23 protein-coding genes are annotated in these 18,015 nt (G+C 54.6%); 2 read left to right on the top strand and 21 right to left on the bottom strand.

The window, feature by feature from the left end:
• Positions 1 to 12 precede the first annotated feature (12 nt).
• From GZH47_RS28030 to GZH47_RS28020, 3 genes are all read right to left on the bottom strand, one after another.
• On the bottom strand, positions 13 to 1,155 hold the full coding sequence (locus GZH47_RS28030) for a glycosyltransferase family 4 protein (RefSeq protein ID WP_162644258.1): 1,143 nt from the start codon (positions 1,153 to 1,155) through the stop codon (positions 13 to 15).
• Positions 1,156 to 1,437: 282 nt separating this feature from the next.
• A complete protein-coding gene (queD, locus tag GZH47_RS28025) occupies positions 1,438 to 1,875 on the bottom strand; it encodes a 6-carboxytetrahydropterin synthase QueD (RefSeq protein WP_162644257.1) in 438 nt (145 codons plus the stop codon).
• A 15-nt stretch (positions 1,876 to 1,890) separates the two neighbouring features.
• Positions 1,891 to 2,817 (bottom strand): phosphoribosyltransferase, encoded by a 927-nt coding sequence (locus tag GZH47_RS28020; RefSeq protein ID WP_162644256.1) that lies wholly within the window; start codon positions 2,815 to 2,817, stop codon positions 1,891 to 1,893.
• A 280-nt stretch (positions 2,818 to 3,097) separates the two neighbouring features.
• Between GZH47_RS28020 and GZH47_RS28015 the strand changes: the two genes are divergently transcribed.
• The gene (locus tag GZH47_RS28015) at positions 3,098 to 4,297 is read left to right on the top strand and encodes a GGDEF domain-containing protein (RefSeq protein WP_162644255.1); all 1,200 of its coding nucleotides are present in this window, start codon (positions 3,098 to 3,100) and stop codon (positions 4,295 to 4,297) included.
• A 176-nt stretch (positions 4,298 to 4,473) separates the two neighbouring features.
• Here GZH47_RS28015 and queC read toward each other — a convergent pair whose 3' ends face one another.
• The 16 genes from queC to GZH47_RS27935 all read right to left on the bottom strand — a co-directional run bounded on the left by queC (position 4,474) and on the right by GZH47_RS27935 (position 15,758).
• A complete protein-coding gene (gene queC / locus GZH47_RS28010) occupies positions 4,474 to 5,166 on the bottom strand; it encodes a 7-cyano-7-deazaguanine synthase QueC (RefSeq protein ID WP_162644254.1) in 693 nt (230 codons plus the stop codon).
• Position 5,167: 1 nt separating this feature from the next.
• A complete protein-coding gene (locus tag GZH47_RS28005; protein ID WP_162644253.1) occupies positions 5,168 to 5,878 on the bottom strand; it encodes a 7-carboxy-7-deazaguanine synthase QueE in 711 nt (236 codons plus the stop codon).
• Positions 5,868 to 6,350, bottom strand: coding sequence for a 6-carboxytetrahydropterin synthase QueD (gene queD, locus GZH47_RS28000; protein WP_162644252.1), 483 nt, complete (start codon positions 6,348 to 6,350; stop codon positions 5,868 to 5,870). Before queD (GZH47_RS28000) ends, GZH47_RS28005 begins: the two co-directional genes overlap by 11 nt.
• 102 nt (positions 6,351 to 6,452) lie before the next feature.
• Entirely contained in the window at positions 6,453 to 7,256 is an 804-nt protein-coding gene (locus GZH47_RS27995) for a PhzF family phenazine biosynthesis protein (protein ID WP_162644251.1), read from the bottom strand.
• Positions 7,257 to 7,437: 181 nt separating this feature from the next.
• Positions 7,438 to 7,890 (bottom strand): GyrI-like domain-containing protein, encoded by a 453-nt coding sequence (locus tag GZH47_RS27990; RefSeq protein WP_162644250.1) that lies wholly within the window; start codon positions 7,888 to 7,890, stop codon positions 7,438 to 7,440.
• 183 nt (positions 7,891 to 8,073) lie between these two features.
• The gene (fdhA, locus tag GZH47_RS27985) at positions 8,074 to 9,291 is read right to left on the bottom strand and encodes a formaldehyde dehydrogenase, glutathione-independent (protein WP_162644249.1); all 1,218 of its coding nucleotides are present in this window, start codon (positions 9,289 to 9,291) and stop codon (positions 8,074 to 8,076) included.
• 111 nt (positions 9,292 to 9,402) lie between these two features.
• Complete coding sequence (locus tag GZH47_RS27980) at positions 9,403 to 9,960, bottom strand: AAA family ATPase (protein ID WP_162644248.1); 558 nt, start codon at positions 9,958 to 9,960, stop codon at positions 9,403 to 9,405.
• Between the two features lie 139 nt (positions 9,961 to 10,099).
• Positions 10,100 to 10,855 carry a phosphoribosylformimino-5-aminoimidazole carboxamide ribotide isomerase gene (gene hisA, locus GZH47_RS27975; protein ID WP_162644247.1) on the bottom strand — a complete coding sequence of 252 codons (756 nt, stop codon included), beginning with the start codon at positions 10,853 to 10,855 and terminating at the stop codon, positions 10,100 to 10,102.
• A 5-nt stretch (positions 10,856 to 10,860) separates the two neighbouring features.
• A complete protein-coding gene (locus GZH47_RS27970) occupies positions 10,861 to 11,571 on the bottom strand; it encodes a YjjG family noncanonical pyrimidine nucleotidase (RefSeq protein WP_162644246.1) in 711 nt (236 codons plus the stop codon).
• The gene (locus GZH47_RS27965) at positions 11,568 to 11,987 is read right to left on the bottom strand and encodes a VanZ family protein (protein ID WP_162645483.1); all 420 of its coding nucleotides are present in this window, start codon (positions 11,985 to 11,987) and stop codon (positions 11,568 to 11,570) included. The genes GZH47_RS27970 and GZH47_RS27965 overlap by 4 nt, the downstream gene beginning before the upstream one ends.
• A gap of 193 nt (positions 11,988 to 12,180) precedes the next feature.
• On the bottom strand, positions 12,181 to 12,801 hold the full coding sequence (locus tag GZH47_RS27960) for a hypothetical protein (protein ID WP_162644245.1): 621 nt from the start codon (positions 12,799 to 12,801) through the stop codon (positions 12,181 to 12,183).
• Between the two features lie 15 nt (positions 12,802 to 12,816).
• Complete coding sequence (locus GZH47_RS27955) at positions 12,817 to 13,317, bottom strand: GNAT family N-acetyltransferase (RefSeq protein ID WP_162644244.1); 501 nt, start codon at positions 13,315 to 13,317, stop codon at positions 12,817 to 12,819.
• A 104-nt stretch (positions 13,318 to 13,421) separates the two neighbouring features.
• Complete coding sequence (locus tag GZH47_RS27950; RefSeq protein WP_162644243.1) at positions 13,422 to 13,901, bottom strand: TcaA NTF2-like domain-containing protein; 480 nt, start codon at positions 13,899 to 13,901, stop codon at positions 13,422 to 13,424.
• A 34-nt stretch (positions 13,902 to 13,935) separates the two neighbouring features.
• Complete coding sequence (locus tag GZH47_RS27945; protein ID WP_162644242.1) at positions 13,936 to 14,421, bottom strand: GNAT family N-acetyltransferase; 486 nt, start codon at positions 14,419 to 14,421, stop codon at positions 13,936 to 13,938.
• A gap of 121 nt (positions 14,422 to 14,542) precedes the next feature.
• Positions 14,543 to 15,127, bottom strand: a complete 585-nt coding sequence (locus tag GZH47_RS27940; RefSeq protein WP_162644241.1) for a GNAT family N-acetyltransferase — start codon at positions 15,125 to 15,127, stop codon at positions 14,543 to 14,545.
• 25 nt (positions 15,128 to 15,152) lie between these two features.
• Complete coding sequence (locus GZH47_RS27935) at positions 15,153 to 15,758, bottom strand: LysE family translocator (RefSeq protein ID WP_162644240.1); 606 nt, start codon at positions 15,756 to 15,758, stop codon at positions 15,153 to 15,155.
• A 314-nt stretch (positions 15,759 to 16,072) separates the two neighbouring features.
• On the opposite strand from GZH47_RS27935, the gene GZH47_RS27930 reads away from it, so the two are divergent.
• Positions 16,073 to 16,165, top strand: a complete 93-nt coding sequence (locus GZH47_RS27930; protein ID WP_162644239.1) for a dihydroorotate dehydrogenase — start codon at positions 16,073 to 16,075, stop codon at positions 16,163 to 16,165.
• 112 nt (positions 16,166 to 16,277) lie between these two features.
• On the opposite strand, the gene GZH47_RS27925 is transcribed toward GZH47_RS27930, so the two are convergent.
• Both GZH47_RS27925 and GZH47_RS27920 read right to left on the bottom strand, forming a co-directional pair.
• Positions 16,278 to 17,078: a Cof-type HAD-IIB family hydrolase gene (locus GZH47_RS27925; protein ID WP_318653389.1), complete on the bottom strand. Its 801-nt coding sequence runs from the start codon at positions 17,076 to 17,078 to the stop codon at positions 16,278 to 16,280.
• 28 nt (positions 17,079 to 17,106) lie between these two features.
• Positions 17,107 to 17,868: a pseudouridine synthase gene (locus GZH47_RS27920; RefSeq protein WP_162644238.1), complete on the bottom strand. Its 762-nt coding sequence runs from the start codon at positions 17,866 to 17,868 to the stop codon at positions 17,107 to 17,109.
• Between the last annotated feature and the right edge of the window lie 147 nt (positions 17,869 to 18,015).

Genomic DNA, 18,015 nt, shown 5'->3' with positions numbered 1-18,015 from the left:
GTTCCTTCTCCCTTACTCCGCCGCTTCCGGTTCCGGATTGATTTCCATATATACCTGTTTGAGCTGGGCGATGACCCGCTGCAGGGAATAAACCTTCTTCGCTTTGTTCCAGGCCGCCCGGGCCATGTTGTACCGGTAATCCTGGTCGGATACGACCTTCTCCAGCGCATTGCATAGCGCGGTCGGATTCTCGGGCTCCACCAGCAGGCCGTTGATGCCGTCGTCGATCTGTTCGGCGATCCCGCCCACGTTCGTGCCGACCAGCGCCAGCCAGCATAGTGCCGCTTCGGCGAACACGGAGCCGAAGGCTTCCGCCCGCGAGGGCAGCACGAACACGTCGAAGAACGGCATGAACTCTTCCGGATGAAGCATATAGCCGTAGAAAATAATATCGTCGTACAGGTTCAGCTCGATCGCGAGCTGTTCCAGCTCTTCGCGGCTCGGCCCGTCTCCGATGATATGGAGGACGAAGGCGTGACCCCGCGCTTTCAGCTCTGCGCACGCGCGCAGCAGGACATCCAGCCCTTTAGCCGGTACCAAGCGGCAGACGGTAATCAGCTGCACGACCGCGTTTTCATGGGAAATCGGCCGGAAACGCTTCTCGTCGAAGCCGTTCGGGATGATTTGGATGCCGTCTGCATCCTTGACGAAAGGCTTCAAGTACAGCCGGAACGATTCCGAAGGCGTCAGAATCCGGTCGACCTTCGCTTCGAGCTCGCCGTAGACCGCCGTAAGGAACCGATGCTCCAAGCCGCCTTCGATGATTTTGCCGTTCAGAATCAGCTCGCGCTCGTAACTGGAGTGGATCGTCATCACGATCGGCGTATCCGGATACAACTGCTTCATCACCAGCGCGGAAATCGGGTGGTGCGCATGGATAATGTCGTAATTCTTCTTGATGCGCAGCTTCGTCCACCAGACGTAATCGCGGTAGGTCTGCACGTATTTATCTACGATGGGATTTCCCTCGTAATTCGCAATGTCGAACGTATCGAAGGAAACAGGCTCCTGTCCCTTCCCTCTTACTCGTCTCGGCAATGAAAACAATTCCATCGTCCAGCCGAGTTTATTGAACCGATCTTGGATGTAAGGAACCATGGAGGACACGCCGCCCGGCTGCTCCGGGGGGAAAAACAGTGCCTGCAAAATGTTCATCTCAAGCCCTCCCAAACCACTGCAATTTACTTCTCGACTTGCAAAAACCAGAATAGACGTGAACATTTTCCGTTCGATGCACGGGTCAATGTTTGTTCATTATAGTCGAATATAACGCGTACGATCAAGGTTTCTGCCCTCATATTTATGATATGTAACAAACACCCGGAAAGCATCCATTAAAAAGAACGGCGGTAAATGCATACATGAAAAGAGGCATGACCGGAAGCCTGTCCCATGCGGGAAAGCATACTGGTCATGCCTCTTCGAATCGTTATACGATCACATTATTTCCTGCATTTTCGGACGATAGATCACATAACTGGTCGGGGTTTCGCGCACGATGATTTGCATGCATCTGGGTTGATTCGCGCAGCCGTCCAAATAGGCTTGTACCTTGGCATAAATCGCAGCCGCCAATACCTCGGTGGTCGGAAACCGTTCGCTGTCGGCGCCGCTGAATTCCTCATGCTCATTTAAACTCGTGTGATCGTATCGTTTATGGATCAGCTCTTTAATGCTGGCGAAATTGACGAGAAATCCGGATTCGTCCAACGCATCGCCGCAGACGGTGACATTCACCACATACGTATGGCCATGAAGATCTTGGCACTTGCCGGCCAGCGAGGACGGGATGAAGTGAGCCGCCGCAAAATGCAGGTCCTTGTTTAGTTCGTAAGTAAAGGAATGACTCACGGTTGGATAGTATTGAAAAATCATTGGTCTCGCAGCCCCCTAGACATTGACCTCTTCCAATCGCGATTCCGCGTGTTTCGTTGCTTGAATGCGAAGCGGCTCGCCAGAGTTCCACCAAATGACTCTCATTTCCGGATATAGATTGGCGATATGCAGCGCCTGGATCGGACAGCTCTCCACGAAATGATTGAAACCTAATTCGATCGCCCGCTTGCCTTTCCAGGCGGCCGTCTCCTCTTTGGTGGGCTTCTCGATGTTATCGTCGCGGAACGTGGCTTCGAGATGGATCTGACTATTATTCAGCCAGATCAATGTCCTTTCCCGGTCGCATTCCGGTCTCCCCGTAATGATCATGTCTTGGCTCGAATAGCGCGTTGGCGCGAAGTGCGCCTTCGTGTATCCGTCTCGGATAAGCAGCGCCTGATCCAATCCGGCCCGGTACACCTCCGACGGAACATCCTCCAGGAATACGCCGTCCAGATCCCATGCCGTCTTGTCCAGTCCATGATCGGGCGTCGCTGCTTGCCTTCCTTCCTTATTCATTCGGTGCCTCTCCCAAGGAAAAATAAAACGGGCATCGGCATTCGAATTGTGAAAACAAGCAAAGGTAGGAACCGAAGAAGAATGCAGGTCGCTGCATCCTACCAGCGTATCGACTCTCTTGCCGAAGCTTTCAATAAAAGCCGTCGTATTCGTTAGCGTGTCCCCCGAACCGGCAAAATCCTCGCATAGCAGAAGCCGCGTCCCGCTCGGAATGGCCCCTTCCCAAGCAATGCTTGAGCTGCTGCGCTCATACTTCACGAAGTAATAGGGCAGACCGGTCAAGAAAGCCAAGTGAAGCCCGATAAAGTACCCGCCGCGAAGTAAAATGACTAAGCCGTCGTAGTCTTTCTCCATGATCTGAACCGACAGCGCATCGAGACGCAAAGAGAGACTATTGTAATCCAAATAAATATTCCTGCTCATATTTCCTCCCATGATCGCCATATTCCCGTTTCCTTGAAAATGAATGAAGCCCATTTCCATAGGTCATAAGCAGTATATTCGACAACCTGCAGACGATCCCTTGTTAACGTTTCGTATGTTTCCGTGCAAGCGTAAGCTATCGTTCCATATTCAAGAAATTATGATATACTAGAACATATGTTTCTCTATTTCCGGATTCGCCGCTCTCCTCTTTATAACGAAAAGCGGCCTCGCGTCCGATATCAACTTTGTGCATACTCTCATCTTAGGTGGCTGAACTATGACATTCATTCATTGGCTCTCCGGCCTGTCCGGCCAAATTTTCGCTTCCGCATGCACCATGACCATTCTCGTTCTGATGCTGTTCATGGCGGTCAAGCTGTACAAAAGCTACCGTCGCAATCGTACGTATCTGGTATTGATCGTCGTCCTGCTCCTTTTGCTTATTCAGCATGCAGCCGTGCTCGGAATCGCCAGCTCCGACTGGACGGCGGCGCCGTACTGGCGGCTGACGCTCGCCTTTCTCGACCTGCTGACGTTCATCATTATCAACTACGTGTTCATGAAATTATATACCGGCCCCTCGATCAAATTGAAAGGCTTTCCTTTCCTGCTGATGTTCGTCGGCTTGGCGCTCATAACGGCAGGACAAGTCGTGTTCACGCCGGACATCGCGGTCTCCGGGCCCGTTGCGGATCAGGTGAATTTGCTTGCGGTCGACTTCTACGGCTTAATGCTGAACTTCATCATCTTGCTGAATATGCGCGGCATCGATCAGCGGTTCAGCTATTCGGCCAGCCTCATTGTCTTCTTCTCGCGCCAAATCGCGGAGATGGCCGACCATTACGTCTTCCACGGGAAAGTGCCGATGCTCGTCATTCTGAGCCATTTTCTACCGGTCATCTATTATGCGCTCTTGTTCCTGCTCTTGTTCGAATGGGTGCTGGAACGGCTGCTGATGACGTTCCAATCGTCGATTACGGACGGACTGACAAGCTTGTACAACCGCCGCCACTTTAATAAGAAGGCCGAGCAAATGCTGCGGGAGATGAAACGAATCGCGATTATCTTCTGCGACATCGACAATTTCAAGAAGCTGAACGATACGCAGGGCCACCATAAAGCGGACGGCGTCTTGAAACAAGTCGCCGATATTCTGCGGGAAGAAACCGCCGGCATCGGCACGGCCGGCCGTTATGGCGGCGAGGAGCTGCTCGGCCTCGTGGCCGCTCCCGGCGTGAAGCCGGAAACCGTCGCCGAGGCGATCCGCAGCCGGGTGGAGAAAGAAACCATGGTGACGATCAGCGTAGGCGTCAGCATCACTCTTGAAGGCACGTCCATTGCCGAGGTTGTTGCGCAAGCCGATGAAGCGATGTATCAGTCCAAGACGTCGGGCAAGAATAAAGTTACGCTTCATCCTTCGATGCGTTCAAGATCGCGATCGGCCGACAACGCCAACAAAGCGAAAGCACAAGCCTAGAATACTAGTCTTCGCTTGCAAAAAAGACAGCTCCGACAAGAGGCAGACGTGAAAATCCTCTTCATTCGGAGCTGTCTTTTTGCTTATTCAGCGGCAACCTTGTCGCAATGGTATTGCAACCTTGTCGCAATGGTATTGCAACCTTGCTGCAATGGTATTGCAGGCTGCAGCACTATTTATTTGTAAGGAATCGGATCGGTCATGCCCGCTTCGGCAAAGCCTTTCAGACGCAGACGGCAGCTATCGCATTCGCCGCATGCTTCCTTCTCCCCGTTATAACAAGAGGTTGTCAGATGGTAAGGCACTTCCATCCGTGTCCCTTCCGCAACGATGCCTGCTTTTGTCAAATGAATGAGCGGCGTCTCGATCGAGATCGGATTGCCTTCCGCGCCGACTTTGGTAGCGAACGCGATCACATCCTGCACCTTGGCAATGAATTCCGGACGGCAGTCGGGGTAGCCGCTGTAATCGAGCGCATTGACGCCGATGTAGATCGCTTCCGCGCCGACGGATTCCGCATAGGACGTCGCAATGGACAAGAACAGAAGGTTGCGTCCAGGCACGTAAGTAACCGGAATTTCACCTGGTTCGTCAGGCACTGGCTCGGCGCCCATTTTCGGCACGTCGATGCTGTCGTCCGTCAATGCGCTGCCGCCGAACTCGCGCAGAAATCCCAGCTGCACGACTTTATAGCGGTCGCCTGTCCCGTAATATTCGGCTACGGCACGGGCGTTCTCCAATTCAATGATATGACGCTGGCCGTAATCGAAGGAGATCGGATACAACTCGTACCCTGCTTCCTTCGCGTATCCCATGCAAGTCGTGCTGTCCAACCCGCCGCTCAAAATAATGACTGCTTTTTTCGTCAACTTAAACACCTCTCCGGGCCGGATCCCAAATGATTTTGTGCAGCTGCATGTTCAGCTTGACCCTCGTCAAACCCGCAGCCAGCATTTTCTCGACAAGCTTCGCCGGCGGCATGCTCTCCCACACCGGACTGAACAGCGCAAGCGCCTCGGTCGGATAGTCGGCAAGCACCTTTACGGCATAATCGAAGTCCGCGTCGCTCGCAATGACGAATTTCACTTCGTCCTGCTTCCGCAGCAGTGCGAAGTTCTCATGGAGCATCGCCTCGTTCTCGCCGGAATCCGGCAGCTTGTAGTCCATAATGTAACGTGCCTTGGGCGAATGAATATCGCGCAGGAACGGAGCCAAATCGATCGCGCCGTTCGTTTCCACGTGCACGTCCTTGATACGCTCGATACCGCAGAGCGCCTCAAGCAGAGCGCCGGAACGGCTGCCGTACAACAGCGGTTCTCCGCCCGTCATGCAAATATACTCCGCTTTATACTCCCGTTCGACCTGCGAGACGATCTCGTCGATCGTCATCGTAAATTCCGCTTCGGCGGGCGGATAGCTGTATTTGGTATCGCACCAGACGCAGCGTAAATTACAGCCGAACAGACGAACAAAAACGGTCGGAAACCCGGCACGCGTGCCTTCGCCTTCGACCGTTTCAAATATCTCCACCATTGGCAGCCGAATAGCGCGCGGCTCCTGCGCCGTTTCGTTAGCCGGCATGCTCGTCCGCCTCCATCAACGCGCGCGTTACCGCCGCATAGCTGGTCGGCGTCTCCCAAAGCCGGATCTCTTCGATGCGGACATTCGGATAATGGCCTTCCTCGACCAGCGCTTCATGCAGCTGCTCGTACATCCACACGACCATGTTCTCCGCGGTCGTATTCATCGGCGGGAGCACCTCGTTCAAGTACCGGTGGTCCAGCTTATCGATGATCCGCTCTTTCGCGATTCGTTTCATATCGGCAAAATCGATCGTCAGTCCGCGCTTGTCGGTCGTTCCGGACAGAATCGTTTGGAGCTTATACGTATGGCCATGGAGGCTCTTGCACTTACCTTCGTAGAGATGCAAATGATGCGCGCTGTCAAATGTAAACTCTTTGGAAACGAGCACCCGCCGGTTATGATAACGGAGCTGCTGCTCCTCGATATCCGTACCGAACTGCTGAATATGCTTGGGAATCTCGTACGTCACGTTCCACACCTTCCTCTTTATGCAACTGCAATATGCTATTATAGCACAATGTTAAATCGGTATCTAGGATTATGTCCGATGATCCTGCTAGAAGATCCTGCATTATACTTGCAATTGCCCCGTCAGTACCGTTACGGCATGCCCGGTCATGAATATCCGTTCCCCTTGCACGGAGACGCGCAGCTCCCCGCCTCTGGCAGAAGCTTGATAGGCAAGAAAGTCGTTCTTCCGCAGGCGGCGTTGCCAATAAGGCGCCAAAGCGCAGTGAGCGGAGCCCGTAACCGGATCTTCGTCGGTACCGGTTGCCGGATAGAATGCGCGGGAGACAAAATCATAGGCGTTCTCCGCACCGGCCGTCCCTCGGCTCGTGACGATTACCCCGCGGGCTTCCACTCGTGCCAGCAGGCCGAAATCCGGCCGCAGCGTGCGTACCGTTTCCTCGCTGTCGACTTCCACCAAATAATCCATCCGATTGCGGCCTACATAACGCGGAATGAGCCCCAAGCCTTGTATGAGCTCCTCGGGGGCGACGACCGGCTCTGCGATCTCCGCCGGGAAGTCAAGCATGATGCCTTCCTCCGTCAAGTCGGCCGTCAGCAATCCGCTCCGGGTGTGGAACCTTGCCTGCGCGTCCCGTTTCAGCAAGCCGTTCGTCCACAAGTAATGACCGCTGGCGAGCGTCGCATGACCGCACAGGTCGACCTCATCCGTCGTCGTAAACCAGCGCAGATCATAGCTGCCGTCAGGACGACGACGCAGGAACGCGGTCTCCGGCAAGTTCATTTCCGCGGCCACTCGCTGCATCCATTCCGCTCCGCGTTCCTCTTCCAGCAGGCAAACCGCTGCCGGATTGCCGCGAAACGGCTCTTTCGTAAAGGCATCTATCATGTGGATCGTTATCGTCATGTTCTGTTCCTCCTTGGTGCCTGCGTATTTTTCCGGACATGTATCCACTTATTGTACAGAATGCCGTTCTATTTTCCTAGAGCATTCTTGTTTGCCGATCGCCATGCTTCCGTCCGCAACAAAAAAGCACGACAGAGAAATTCCTGCCGCGCTTCGCGCTTCCTATATGATTCTTCATCTATTATTCTTCATCGATCGGAATCAGCAGCTCGACCTGTTCGGCTTCCAGATGCTCGTCGATATAGAAAATTTCCAACGATACGGCGTTCTCTCGCTTGTTCAGCTTCTCCTCGTTCATCCAAGCCGTCAGCTGTTCATAGCCTTCGCCGATACGCTCGTTCGTGCACACCGCCATGGCGTACGTGCGCTGGGGAATACTGAACTGAACCATGCCTGCGGGCACTTGCTCCAAATGCGGGACCTCGAAACATGCCCAGTAAGTCGCGAATACCTCGTTGCCGAAATTAGGACTGTACAGCACCGACGTCTTGACATCGCCTTCGATCTCATGTTTTCTGGCGAGAAACTCACTCTGCAGATGAATGGCTTCATCCGGGAACGTAGAATACGGACCGCAATAGCTGATACCAACCATATTCATTGCCGGCTTGGTAATCAAGGAACAGTTATTCACCGCGAATGACCTCCCGTAAACATTATCAATGCCTTAGGCTGCTTAAGGTTGACCCGTTCTCAGTGTACCATGACTGCTGGTTTGTTTGGTACTCCTTTATTGGCTTTAATCGTTTATTCCTGCAGCTGAACGCCATGAAAAAACCCGCAATGCCCATGGATGAGCAATGCGGGTTGTCGTTCGCTAACGTCTCACCGAACCATGCGGGTCGATGACGAATTTCTTGGAAACGCCTTGATCGAAGGCACTGTATGCCTCCGGGGCTTCATCGATCGAAATGAGCGTGGCGTTGACCGCTTTGGCGATTTGCGCCCGGCCGCTTAGAATCGCGCTCATCAACTCGCGGTTGTACTGCATGACCGGCGTTTGGCCCGTCACGAACGTATGCGACTTCGCCCAGCCGAGTCCGAAGCGGATTTTAAGCGTGCCGATCTTCGCATCGTCGTCCACCGCGCCCGGATCGCCCGTTACGTACAAGCCCGGAATGCCAAGTCTGCCGCCTGCGCGCGTCACTTCCATAATGGAATTGAGCACGGTTGCGGGAGCTTCGCCATGCGCCTTGCCGTGGCCATGCGCTTCGAAGCCGACGCAGTCGACCGCGCAGTCCACTTCGGGCACGCCGAGAATTTGGTCGATTTGCTCGGCCAAGTTCGCATGTTCGCGCAGGTTGACCGTTTCGCAGCCGAAGCTTCTCGCCTGCGCCAAGCGTTCGCCGTTCAAATCGCCGACGATGACGACCGACGCGCCGAGCAGTTGAGCGGAATGCGCGGCCGCAAGGCCGACAGGTCCCGCGCCTGCGATATATACCGTCGAGCCTGGACGCACGCCGGCGCTGACAGCGCCGTGATAGCCCGTCGGGAAAATATCCGACAGCATCGTCAGATCAAGAATTTTCTCCATGGCACGGTCTTTGTCCGGGAACTTCAACAATTGGAAGTCCGCATAAGGAACCATCACATACTCGGATTGTCCGCCTACCCAGCCGCCCATATCGACATAGCCGTACGCAGAGCCCGGACGGTCCGGATTCACGTTGGAGCACACGTTCGTGTTGCGTTCTTTGCAGTTCCGGCAGCGTCCGCAAGCAATGTTGAACGGCACGGAAACGAGATCGCCTTTCTTAATGAATTCCACGTCGCGGCCCACTTCGATGACCTCGCCCGTGATTTCGTGTCCAAGCACCAGACCGCTCGGAGCCGTCGTCCGTCCGCGAACCATGTGCTGGTCGCTTCCGCAAATGTTCGTCGTAATGACTTTAAGAATAACGCCATGTTCGCATTTTCTGCCGACATTAAGCGGATTCACGCCTGGGCCGTCACGCAATATCAGCTCCGGATACGAAATATCCCTAACTTCCACTTTACCTGGTTGGTCATAAACTACCGCGCGATTTCCAGCCATTGAATGTGCCACTCCTCTTATCATGGATTCGATGAAGACAAGCAATCACTCTCATTGTAATCGCTTGCAGGCGGAAAAGCTATCCAAAATGCCGGCCCTGGTTAACTTTCGCTATAACTCAAAATAGGTCTTAATCATATGCGCGGCCTGCTCCGGGCTTAATCCGCTGTTGTCGATGCGAAGATAATGCTCGCGTTCGATTTCGCCAGGTTCGGAGTTGAGGCGATGCTTGTCCAGGCTGTCCAACAGATTCTTCTCCGATTGCTCGACGTTACGTTTCGTCGGTTTGTGCTGAAGCCGATGCGGCGTACGGTTCCGCGCCAGCCTTGCTTTCAGCTCCGCTTCGAGCTCGACGAAATACACCTCGCCGCCGGCCTCTTCAATGATCGTGCAGACGCGATCGACGTAATCCCAATCTCCCTGTTGGTTGAAAGCCCATACATACGTGAAGATGAGGCCGTCCATCCCGCTTGCCGCAGCCGCTTTGAAGATTTCCATGCGGAATAAATCCGACAGCCGCCATGTTTCCGGACTAAATCCGAAGAACGGATGCAGCAATTCGATCGTCATGTGATTGTGAAACAGCTTCAAGCCCGTTATTTTCTCGAGCTCATGGCCGATCGTCATTTTGCCGACAGCCTGCGGACCGAACACTAACACGAACTTCATGGTACATCCCCCATTTTCAATTTGGAAGATTATACCGTCATCCTGAGCGGAAATCAATCGTTTTCTGTAAAATCCGATCCCGCGCAAAAAAAGCCAGCCTGCGACTAACGCAGACTGGCATTCCACGGCTTTGCAGCCTTTATCGGTTGCAATACGCAACGACCTCGTCGTAGGACAAGGCGCCGCCGAAAATATCGAGCGCGCTGCCGATCGTAATATCCAGCTTCCCGGCGGACAACGAACGGAACAAATCCAAGTCCTCGAACGAACGGGCGCCTCCGGCATACGTCGTCGGAATCGTTACCTGCTGCGCCAGCTGTTCCACCAACTGGCCCAAAATACCGGTGCGCTTCCCTTCCACGTCGACGGCATGAATCAGAAATTCATCGCAGTACGCTTCCAGCTCGCGCAGATGGGCGGCATCCACGACGAAATTGCTGAACGTTTTCCACTGGTTGGTCACGACAAGCCATTGGTTGTCTCGCTGCTTGCAGCTGAGGTCGATCACGAGCCGGTCTTTCCCAACCTCGGAAACGATGCGCTGCAAATTGCCCATGTCCAGCTCGCCGTCGCGGAAAATATAAGAGGTGACGATGACATGCGATGCGCCTGCCTCCAAATACCGAGCTGCATTCTCGGCATGGATGCCTCCGCCGATCTGCAGACCGCCGGGATATGCGCGCAGCGCCGCAAGCGCCGCTTCCTCGTTGCCGCCGCCGAGCATGATGACATGGCCTCCGGTCAGCTTGTCCCGCTTGAACATGTCCGCGTAATAAGCGGAGTCGTGCGAAGAGACGAAATTTTCCACGACTTGACTGTCGCTGCCTCCAAGCGTTTCGCCGACGATCTGTTTTACTTTGCCGTTATGCAGGTCGATGCATGGTCTGAACTTCATTGCTGTCACTCTTCTCTCGTAATGATGCGGCTCAGTTCGGCCAGCTCATGAATGGTGTAGTGCGGCGAAACCCCGTCCAATGTCGGTTTGCGATGCGGATTATAGAAGCAAAAGTCGATGCCGGCAGCCAGCGCTCCCTCGTAATCGTCCTTCAAGGAATCGCCGACGAATAAGATCTCCGGCCGCTGAACGCCCAGCGCTTCGACGGCTTTGTCGAAGATCAGCTTGTCCGGCTTGCCGATGCCGACCTCGTCCGAGATAAACAAATGCGGAAAATAATGCGAGATGCCGCCTGTCGCCAGCCTTTTGCGCTGCGCTTCTCCGATGCCGTTGGAAATGATGCCGAGCGTGTAATTGCCGTGAAGCCGCGGCAGCAGTTCCGTCGTACCGTCCATGAAATGGCAGGACGAACAGAAGAGCTCCCAATAGGTCGAGGCGAGCGCCGCGGACAGCCCGCCGTCATGTCCCAATTGCAGCAGCGTATCGCGGAACGAATAATCCAGCACTTCGGAAATGTGCAGCTTCCGCTCCGTCCGCTCGATCCAATAGGTCCAGTTTATAGGCGCGAACGACGTCCAGAATAGATCCCACGTAAAGCCTTCCCGCTCCATCAGCCCGTGTTGGCGGATCGTTTGCTGCATCGCTTCCCGCTCGCTGGCATCGTAATCGAGCAGCGTATTATCTAAGTCGAACAAAATCGCTCTGTACATCTTCATACGCTCACTCGCTTTCGTATAAGCTGCAACGCCGCGAAGCCGATCAGCGCTCCGACGGTGTTCAGCAGAATATCGTCGATATCGAAGCTTCCGCGCTGCAGCAGCAGCTGGAAGGTCTCCAGCAAGAATAGCACGCAGATAAAGAAACAGATAAACGAGAACAGCCGCATCCGCAGCAAATACGGAACGGAGAGGCCGAAAGGCGCGAATACGGCAATGTTGCCGACGATATTCACGATCCAATTTTTGAGCGGGAAACTATCCGCGTGAACGAAATACAGCTTGATCGTGTGCAGCGGCATGACGTTGTAGTTGTACCCCGGCAATTGCGGGTGCGTACGTCCGAATCCGATATACATCCAATAGAGGAGCAAGAGGGTATAAGCCAATGTAATCAGTGCGATTGTTCTCTTCATCACTCTCGTAGCCACACCTCCAAACCTATAGCCGTCCGGTCGGCAAATTCGCTTGTCCCTTGCCAACTATAGCTATTCCGCATGGCTTCAAATCATGCCAAGTCACGGCTTTGCGTGCAAAATAACCGGAAGCGGCCATGCTGCCGTCAGGAAAGCTTCGATTCGCGGATGCTGCCGGCAAGGCAGCACTCGTTTAATCCACGTCGTAGATCTTCCATCCCGTATGATTGACGTTGGTCAGCGCAAAGGCATGAGCGCCGCTGCTGTTCGCGTCATCCGTCTTCAACTTTCCTTGAACGACCATCGTCGTCGTTTCTTTGCCCGGCTTCTTATAGGTCGTTTCTCCTTGATAGAAGAACTTGGCGTACGTGAGATTCGGCATGGCCAAGACCGTTTTAATATAATAATCCATATGCGCGGGATCATGGAAAAACTGCGCCCAAACCTTGTCTTCCGCCTTCGGTTTGGCATGCACGGTTTCCACCAGCTTCAACAGCAAGCCCGCAGCATCCGCCGGAATTCGCTTGTCGAGCAGCAGATCGTCCTCCGTCCGATTGGAGTAGGGATCCGCGGCCTCTTCCTCCGCCTTCGCTTGGAGCAGTTTCAGCTGCTCGTCGGCTTCGCTGAACCGGCCGTTCGCTTCGTCCAGCCGCGTCTCGAGCTTGGCGTTCGCGTTCTTCAGCGCGATCAGCTGCTGCGCCTGCTCATCCACTCGCGCCTGCAGCTTGTCTTCATTCCCGTTGCAGCCCGTTACGAACATGACCGCCGCCGCCGCACAGATTGCCAGCCCCCTTGAGGACCAACGAATTCGCATATAAGCATCCCGCCTCTATTTCAGCTTTTTCTGATAACAAGCCAAATCCAGCCAACGGTCAAATTTGTAGGCGATCTCCTCGTAGTGCGCCACCTGCTTGTACCCAAGCTTCGAGAATAAAGCGACGCTGCTGTCGTTCTCCGTGCAAATCGCCGCGATGAGCGAATGGAACCGGAGCGATACCGCCGTTTCTTCCAGGAAGCGCATCGCTTCTTTGCCGATCCCTTTGCCGGTATAATCAGGCTCCAGGTAGATCGTCACTTCCGCCGTGACATTGAACGCCAGCTTCTTCTTATGCTGCGTAAGCAGCAAGTAGCCTGCGTAGCGTCCCTCGTATAGCGCGACGTACGAACGGTACAGCTCGGAGACCGGCTCGATCAGCGAACGCATCTGTTCCGGCGTATACGGGTACAGATCGAAAGAAACCGTCGTATGCTCCACAAAGTAGTTGTACGTGCCGCGGACTTGTTCCAAATATTGGCCGTTATACGGTTCAAACGCAATTCTGCTCGTCATAGTTGCACCTCATAGCTATATTCTTCTAAAAACAGACAGACGGCGCTGTCGCCAGCCCGTCTGCCCCTCCTCTGCGCCTTCGACGCTCGCCGCATGGCCGAGAATTATTTCCACCGCTCGATGCTGTACACCTTGAAGGCGTTCGTCACGGGATGCTGCGTAACGGTATAGATCCATTCGTATTCGTTAACCGTCGATCTGCCGTCGGGATAATAGATGCCGACTTTCTCGATAATGTAAAATTTATATTCGCCGTTGATTTTCTGAATATTCATCGTTTGATAACGGATGAGCTTTTCCTTGATATTCTTGGCGCTGAGCCGGCGAACGAGGCTTTCCTGTTCCTTGTAAAGCGGTCCCGCCGAGTCAAGCAGCCCTTCCACAAGCGAAAACCGATTCTTGTTGACCGCTTCAACCATGGATTCTTCATATGCATTCATGACATCGGACGCACCCGATGAATCTCGATAGTCAATTTGTTCGCCTGGGAGGGGGTCCTGTTCATGGGTGTCGTTTTTAACCGAACAACCACCGGCCAGCACAGTCAGACCTAGCAGCACGCCTAGCATCGCTGTTCTGTACATCCTTGTAATCTCCCGTCTTTATGATTTGCATCCTCTATGATCGCCGGACAATCCGCTCGTAGATAACAATGGGTTTGCCGTCCGGCAGTACGGCCGGCTTCACCGCGGCTGCCCCCTGGCTTTGCCAGAACGCGTGCGCGGGATGATTGTCGGCCAATACGCCTAACCGGTGCGAGGCAACGCCCCGCCCGTGCATGACGCGATCGAACCAAGCCAGCGCGCTGCGGCCGTAACCTTTACCCTGGCATTGACCGGAAATAACCAGCAGACCGATCCATGTACAAGCATCGTTCGGGTTGGTCATCAAATATTCGATGATACCGGCAGGACGGCCCATGTCATCATAGATGACGTAACGTTCGGCACCGGCGGCTTCCGCATCGCGATGCTCCGCTTCAATATCCGCGTCTGCCAGCTGCTCTTTATCTTTGGAAATGCGGTTGAAGAACGGGTTGGCGTTCATGATCTCCCGTTCGTCCGCAAGAGTGGCGTTCGAGGAACGTATAAAGTTAAGTATCATCTGAGCATACTCGCTTTCTATGTCATGCATGAGGTTGCACGTTCTATTCTAACATGAACCCGGGGCGACATAAATGCCTTCTGCGCCGTTATTTATCGCCATGGCCCTCATTGTGCCCTGCTCAGCGTTCTGACCACGACGGGTGGAGCAGTACCATGTGAATATGGTCCTCCCACTTCCCTGCGATGCGCAAATAGTCATGGGCAAGGCCTTCGCGCCGAAATCCGAGCCGTTCGCAAACTTTCAAGGATGGCGCATTGCGCGGCATAACGTTGGCTTCGATCCGGTGCAGGTTCAATTGCTCGAAAGCGAAGGCGACGACATGCGAGAGCGCCTCCGTCATATAGCCGCTATTGCGGTACGCAGCGTCCATCCGATAACCGAGATGACAGGATTGGAACGCGCCGCGCACGATATTGCTGATCGATGCCGTTCCGATCAGCTCTCCGTCCGATTCCCCTGCAAGCTTCAGCCAGAATCTGATGCTCTGTCCCTCATTCATGCCGAGCCGATCCTGTTGAATCAGCTTCCGCTGCGACTCCAGGGTAAAATACGCTTCATTGCGTTCCGGCTCCCATTCGGCCAGCGCCTCCCGGTTGCGCATGACGAACGCCAGCGCCCGTTCGGCGTAAGATTCGTCGATAACGAGCAGTTGAAGCCGTTTCGTATTCAATTTCAAGCGCTGCCATTCATGAGCGGGAATCATAGTGTGGTTTCTCCGTTCCTCTGGATTAATAGACCGCGTTCAGCAAAGAATAGACGCCGAACCCGAGAAGCAGCAGTCCCGACAACCGGTTGATCCGTCGCATAATGCCGGCGTTTAACGTCTGCCGAAGCGAGCCGATGACGATGCACAAGAACAGCCACCATGCCGCCGACCCTGCAAACACGCCAAGCACGAGCGTCGTCAGTCCGGTTTCCGAAGCGTCCATCGCATTCAATCCGGCAAAAATACCGAGAAACGAGAGGATCGTCACCGGATTGGCGGCGGTCAGGAAGAACGTCGTCATGTAAGCGCCAGCCAAGCTGCTGCTGCTGCCCGCTTCCGCGCTGCGCTCTCCTGCGGCAGACCGGTACGACCGGATGCCCAGGTAACAGAGAAACAAGCCGCCGATTAGCGAAACGACGTCCTGCAGCGCCACCATCCTTGCGATGGCGGCATTAAAGCCGAACGCGGCGATCAATCCATACAGGCCGTCGGCCGTAGCGGCCCCCAGTCCCGAAGCCAAACCGTAGCGCCTGCCCTGATTCAAGGTGCGTTTCATGCATAGAATGCCGATCGGCCCGACGGGGGCGGCGATCGACAGGCCGATAAGCAAGCCTTTTGCCAACATCATATTCGTATGTCCTCAGTTCTCTCGTTGTTTCTGACCGACAGCAGCCGAACAACCGCCCGGTCCGGATTGCTCTCCTCTTGCGGCGGACCGTATACGCGGCAGCCGTTAGGCATATATTCCGTATCACTTCTCTCCCGTATGTTCATCTCATTCTTCGGCCTTTTCTCCCCTATCGTTTGCCCAAATGTTGCCGAAGCGGGCATCTGTCCAATCCGCAGACGACGAATTTCATACAATACTGTATACCGAGTACCGAGAACAACACGACAAACTTGAATCCGGTGCCGGAAAAACCTTTTAAGGGAGGCATTTGCATGTCCGGTGTGCACGGAGGATTTACTTCTGCTGGCGTGATTTTGGTTCTGTTCATTCTGCTGGTCATCGTATCCCGCGGGATTTTCTTCTAATTAGACTGACCTGGCATAATGAGAAAACCGTCGAGGGATTTTCCTTCGACGGTTTTTCAGTTTCCGGAGGCCGCAATCGGTCTCCCGCTTGAGGCAGACAACGGCGTTTCGCTTATTTCCAAGCAAATGCGCGAAGAGCATGCGCAACGCCGTCTTCTTCGTTCGAGCGGGTCAGCACGTTCGCCGCTTCCTTCACGGCATCCGGCGAATTCGCGACGGCGACGCCCATTCCGGCGAAAGCCAGCATGCCGACATCGTTAAAATAATTGCCGATCGCCATGACGCGGCTCTGCTCGATGCCCCTGAGGCGGGCAAGCTGCTGCAGCGCCGTGCCTTTGCTGGCTTCTTTATGCTGAACGTCGATGAAATAATCGCCGCTTCGGATATGCTGCAAGCCATGCGTCCAACCGTTCCAATCCGCTTCGACGCGGTCCAGATCCGCGATTTCGCCGAACAACGTAAATTTCACGAGCCCTTCGGGAAGCGGTTCGCCCGGCTTGCGCATGACAGGGTTCGCGCCGTACAGCTTATACATCTGCTGCGCTTCCGGCGTGATGCCCTCGATCAGCATTTCGAATGGCGTATTGATGTCGAAATGCAGCTTTGCCAGCAGGCAGTATTCCCGGAACCGGGCAAGCTCCGCCGCTTCGATGCTATATTGATGCAGCACGCCGCGGCTGGCCGAATCGACCGTTGCGGCTCCGTTATGCGTAATCATCGTTCCGGCGAGTCCCAGCTCATCGAGTACCGGCATCGCATTAACAGGGCCTCTGCCCGTACATAATACGATCTCGGCCCCGCGGTCATGGGCTTCGCGCACCGCTTCTCTGACGCCTGCCGTCAAGACATGCCCGTCCGTAAGCAGCGTTCCGTCAATATCCAGCGCTATCAAATCGTAGTTGATGTTCCCCATGTTGTGTTTCTCTCCTTCTCACTCTCTCTTAAGCGTCCAGCACGTCGGCGGCGCGAACGTTCAGCAGCGCGTCCAGTTCTGCATCCGTGAGCGGGCGGTACGCGCCGAGTTCAAGCGTCTCGTCAAGTGCAAGCGGACCCATGGAAACGCGTTTCAGATAGACAACCTTCTTGCCGACGGCCTCGAACATCCGTTTCACTTGATGAAACTTCCCTTCGCGTATCGACAGCGTAATCCGGCTGAACACGCCTTCTTCCCGCTGCTCCTTCTCGCCGATCGCCAGGTCAGCCGGCATCGTCTTATACCCGTCGTCGAGCGTTACGCCTTGGCGGAACGCTTCTTGATCTTCGCCATTGACATCACCGTGCACAAGCGCTTCATAGGTCTTCGTGACATGCTTGCGCGGCGACAGCAAATCATGCGCCAGCTTCCCGTCATTCGTCAGCAGCAGCAGCCCTTCCGTGTCCTTATCCAGCCGGCCGACCGGGAACGGCTGCAGGATGCGATGGCCGGGCTCCAGCAGATCAATGACCGTGCGGTCCCGCGTGTCTTCCGTCGCCGAAACGACGCCTTGCGGCTTATTCAACATGACATAAATCGTCTCCTGATAGACGACTTCCTCGTCGTCGAACCGCACGGCCGCCGTTTCCGGATCCAGGTTCAAGCCGAAATCTTTCACCGTCTGTCCTTCGACCGTGACCCGTCCTTGTTTGACCGCCCGCCTGATTTCGCTTCGCGTGCCAAATCCCATATTCGCAAGCAGCTTGTCCAGCCGCATTCGCTTTGCCATCGTCGTTCCACTCCTATTACCGTTCAATTCCAACCCGTACTTACTCATTGTAGCTGATATCCGCGGTCATCACCAACCCTAATCCTGCATGAATTGGCAGCTATAGAGACTCGCGAAACAAAAAAAGCCGCCGACGCCGATCCGGCC

Source organism: Paenibacillus rhizovicinus (genome assembly GCF_010365285.1).
Classification (GTDB): Bacteria; Bacillota; Bacilli; order Paenibacillales; family Paenibacillaceae; genus Paenibacillus_Z; species Paenibacillus_Z rhizovicinus.
The sequence above is the reverse complement of the archived record's forward strand: the minus strand, read 5'-3'. Positions and strand labels throughout refer to the sequence as shown.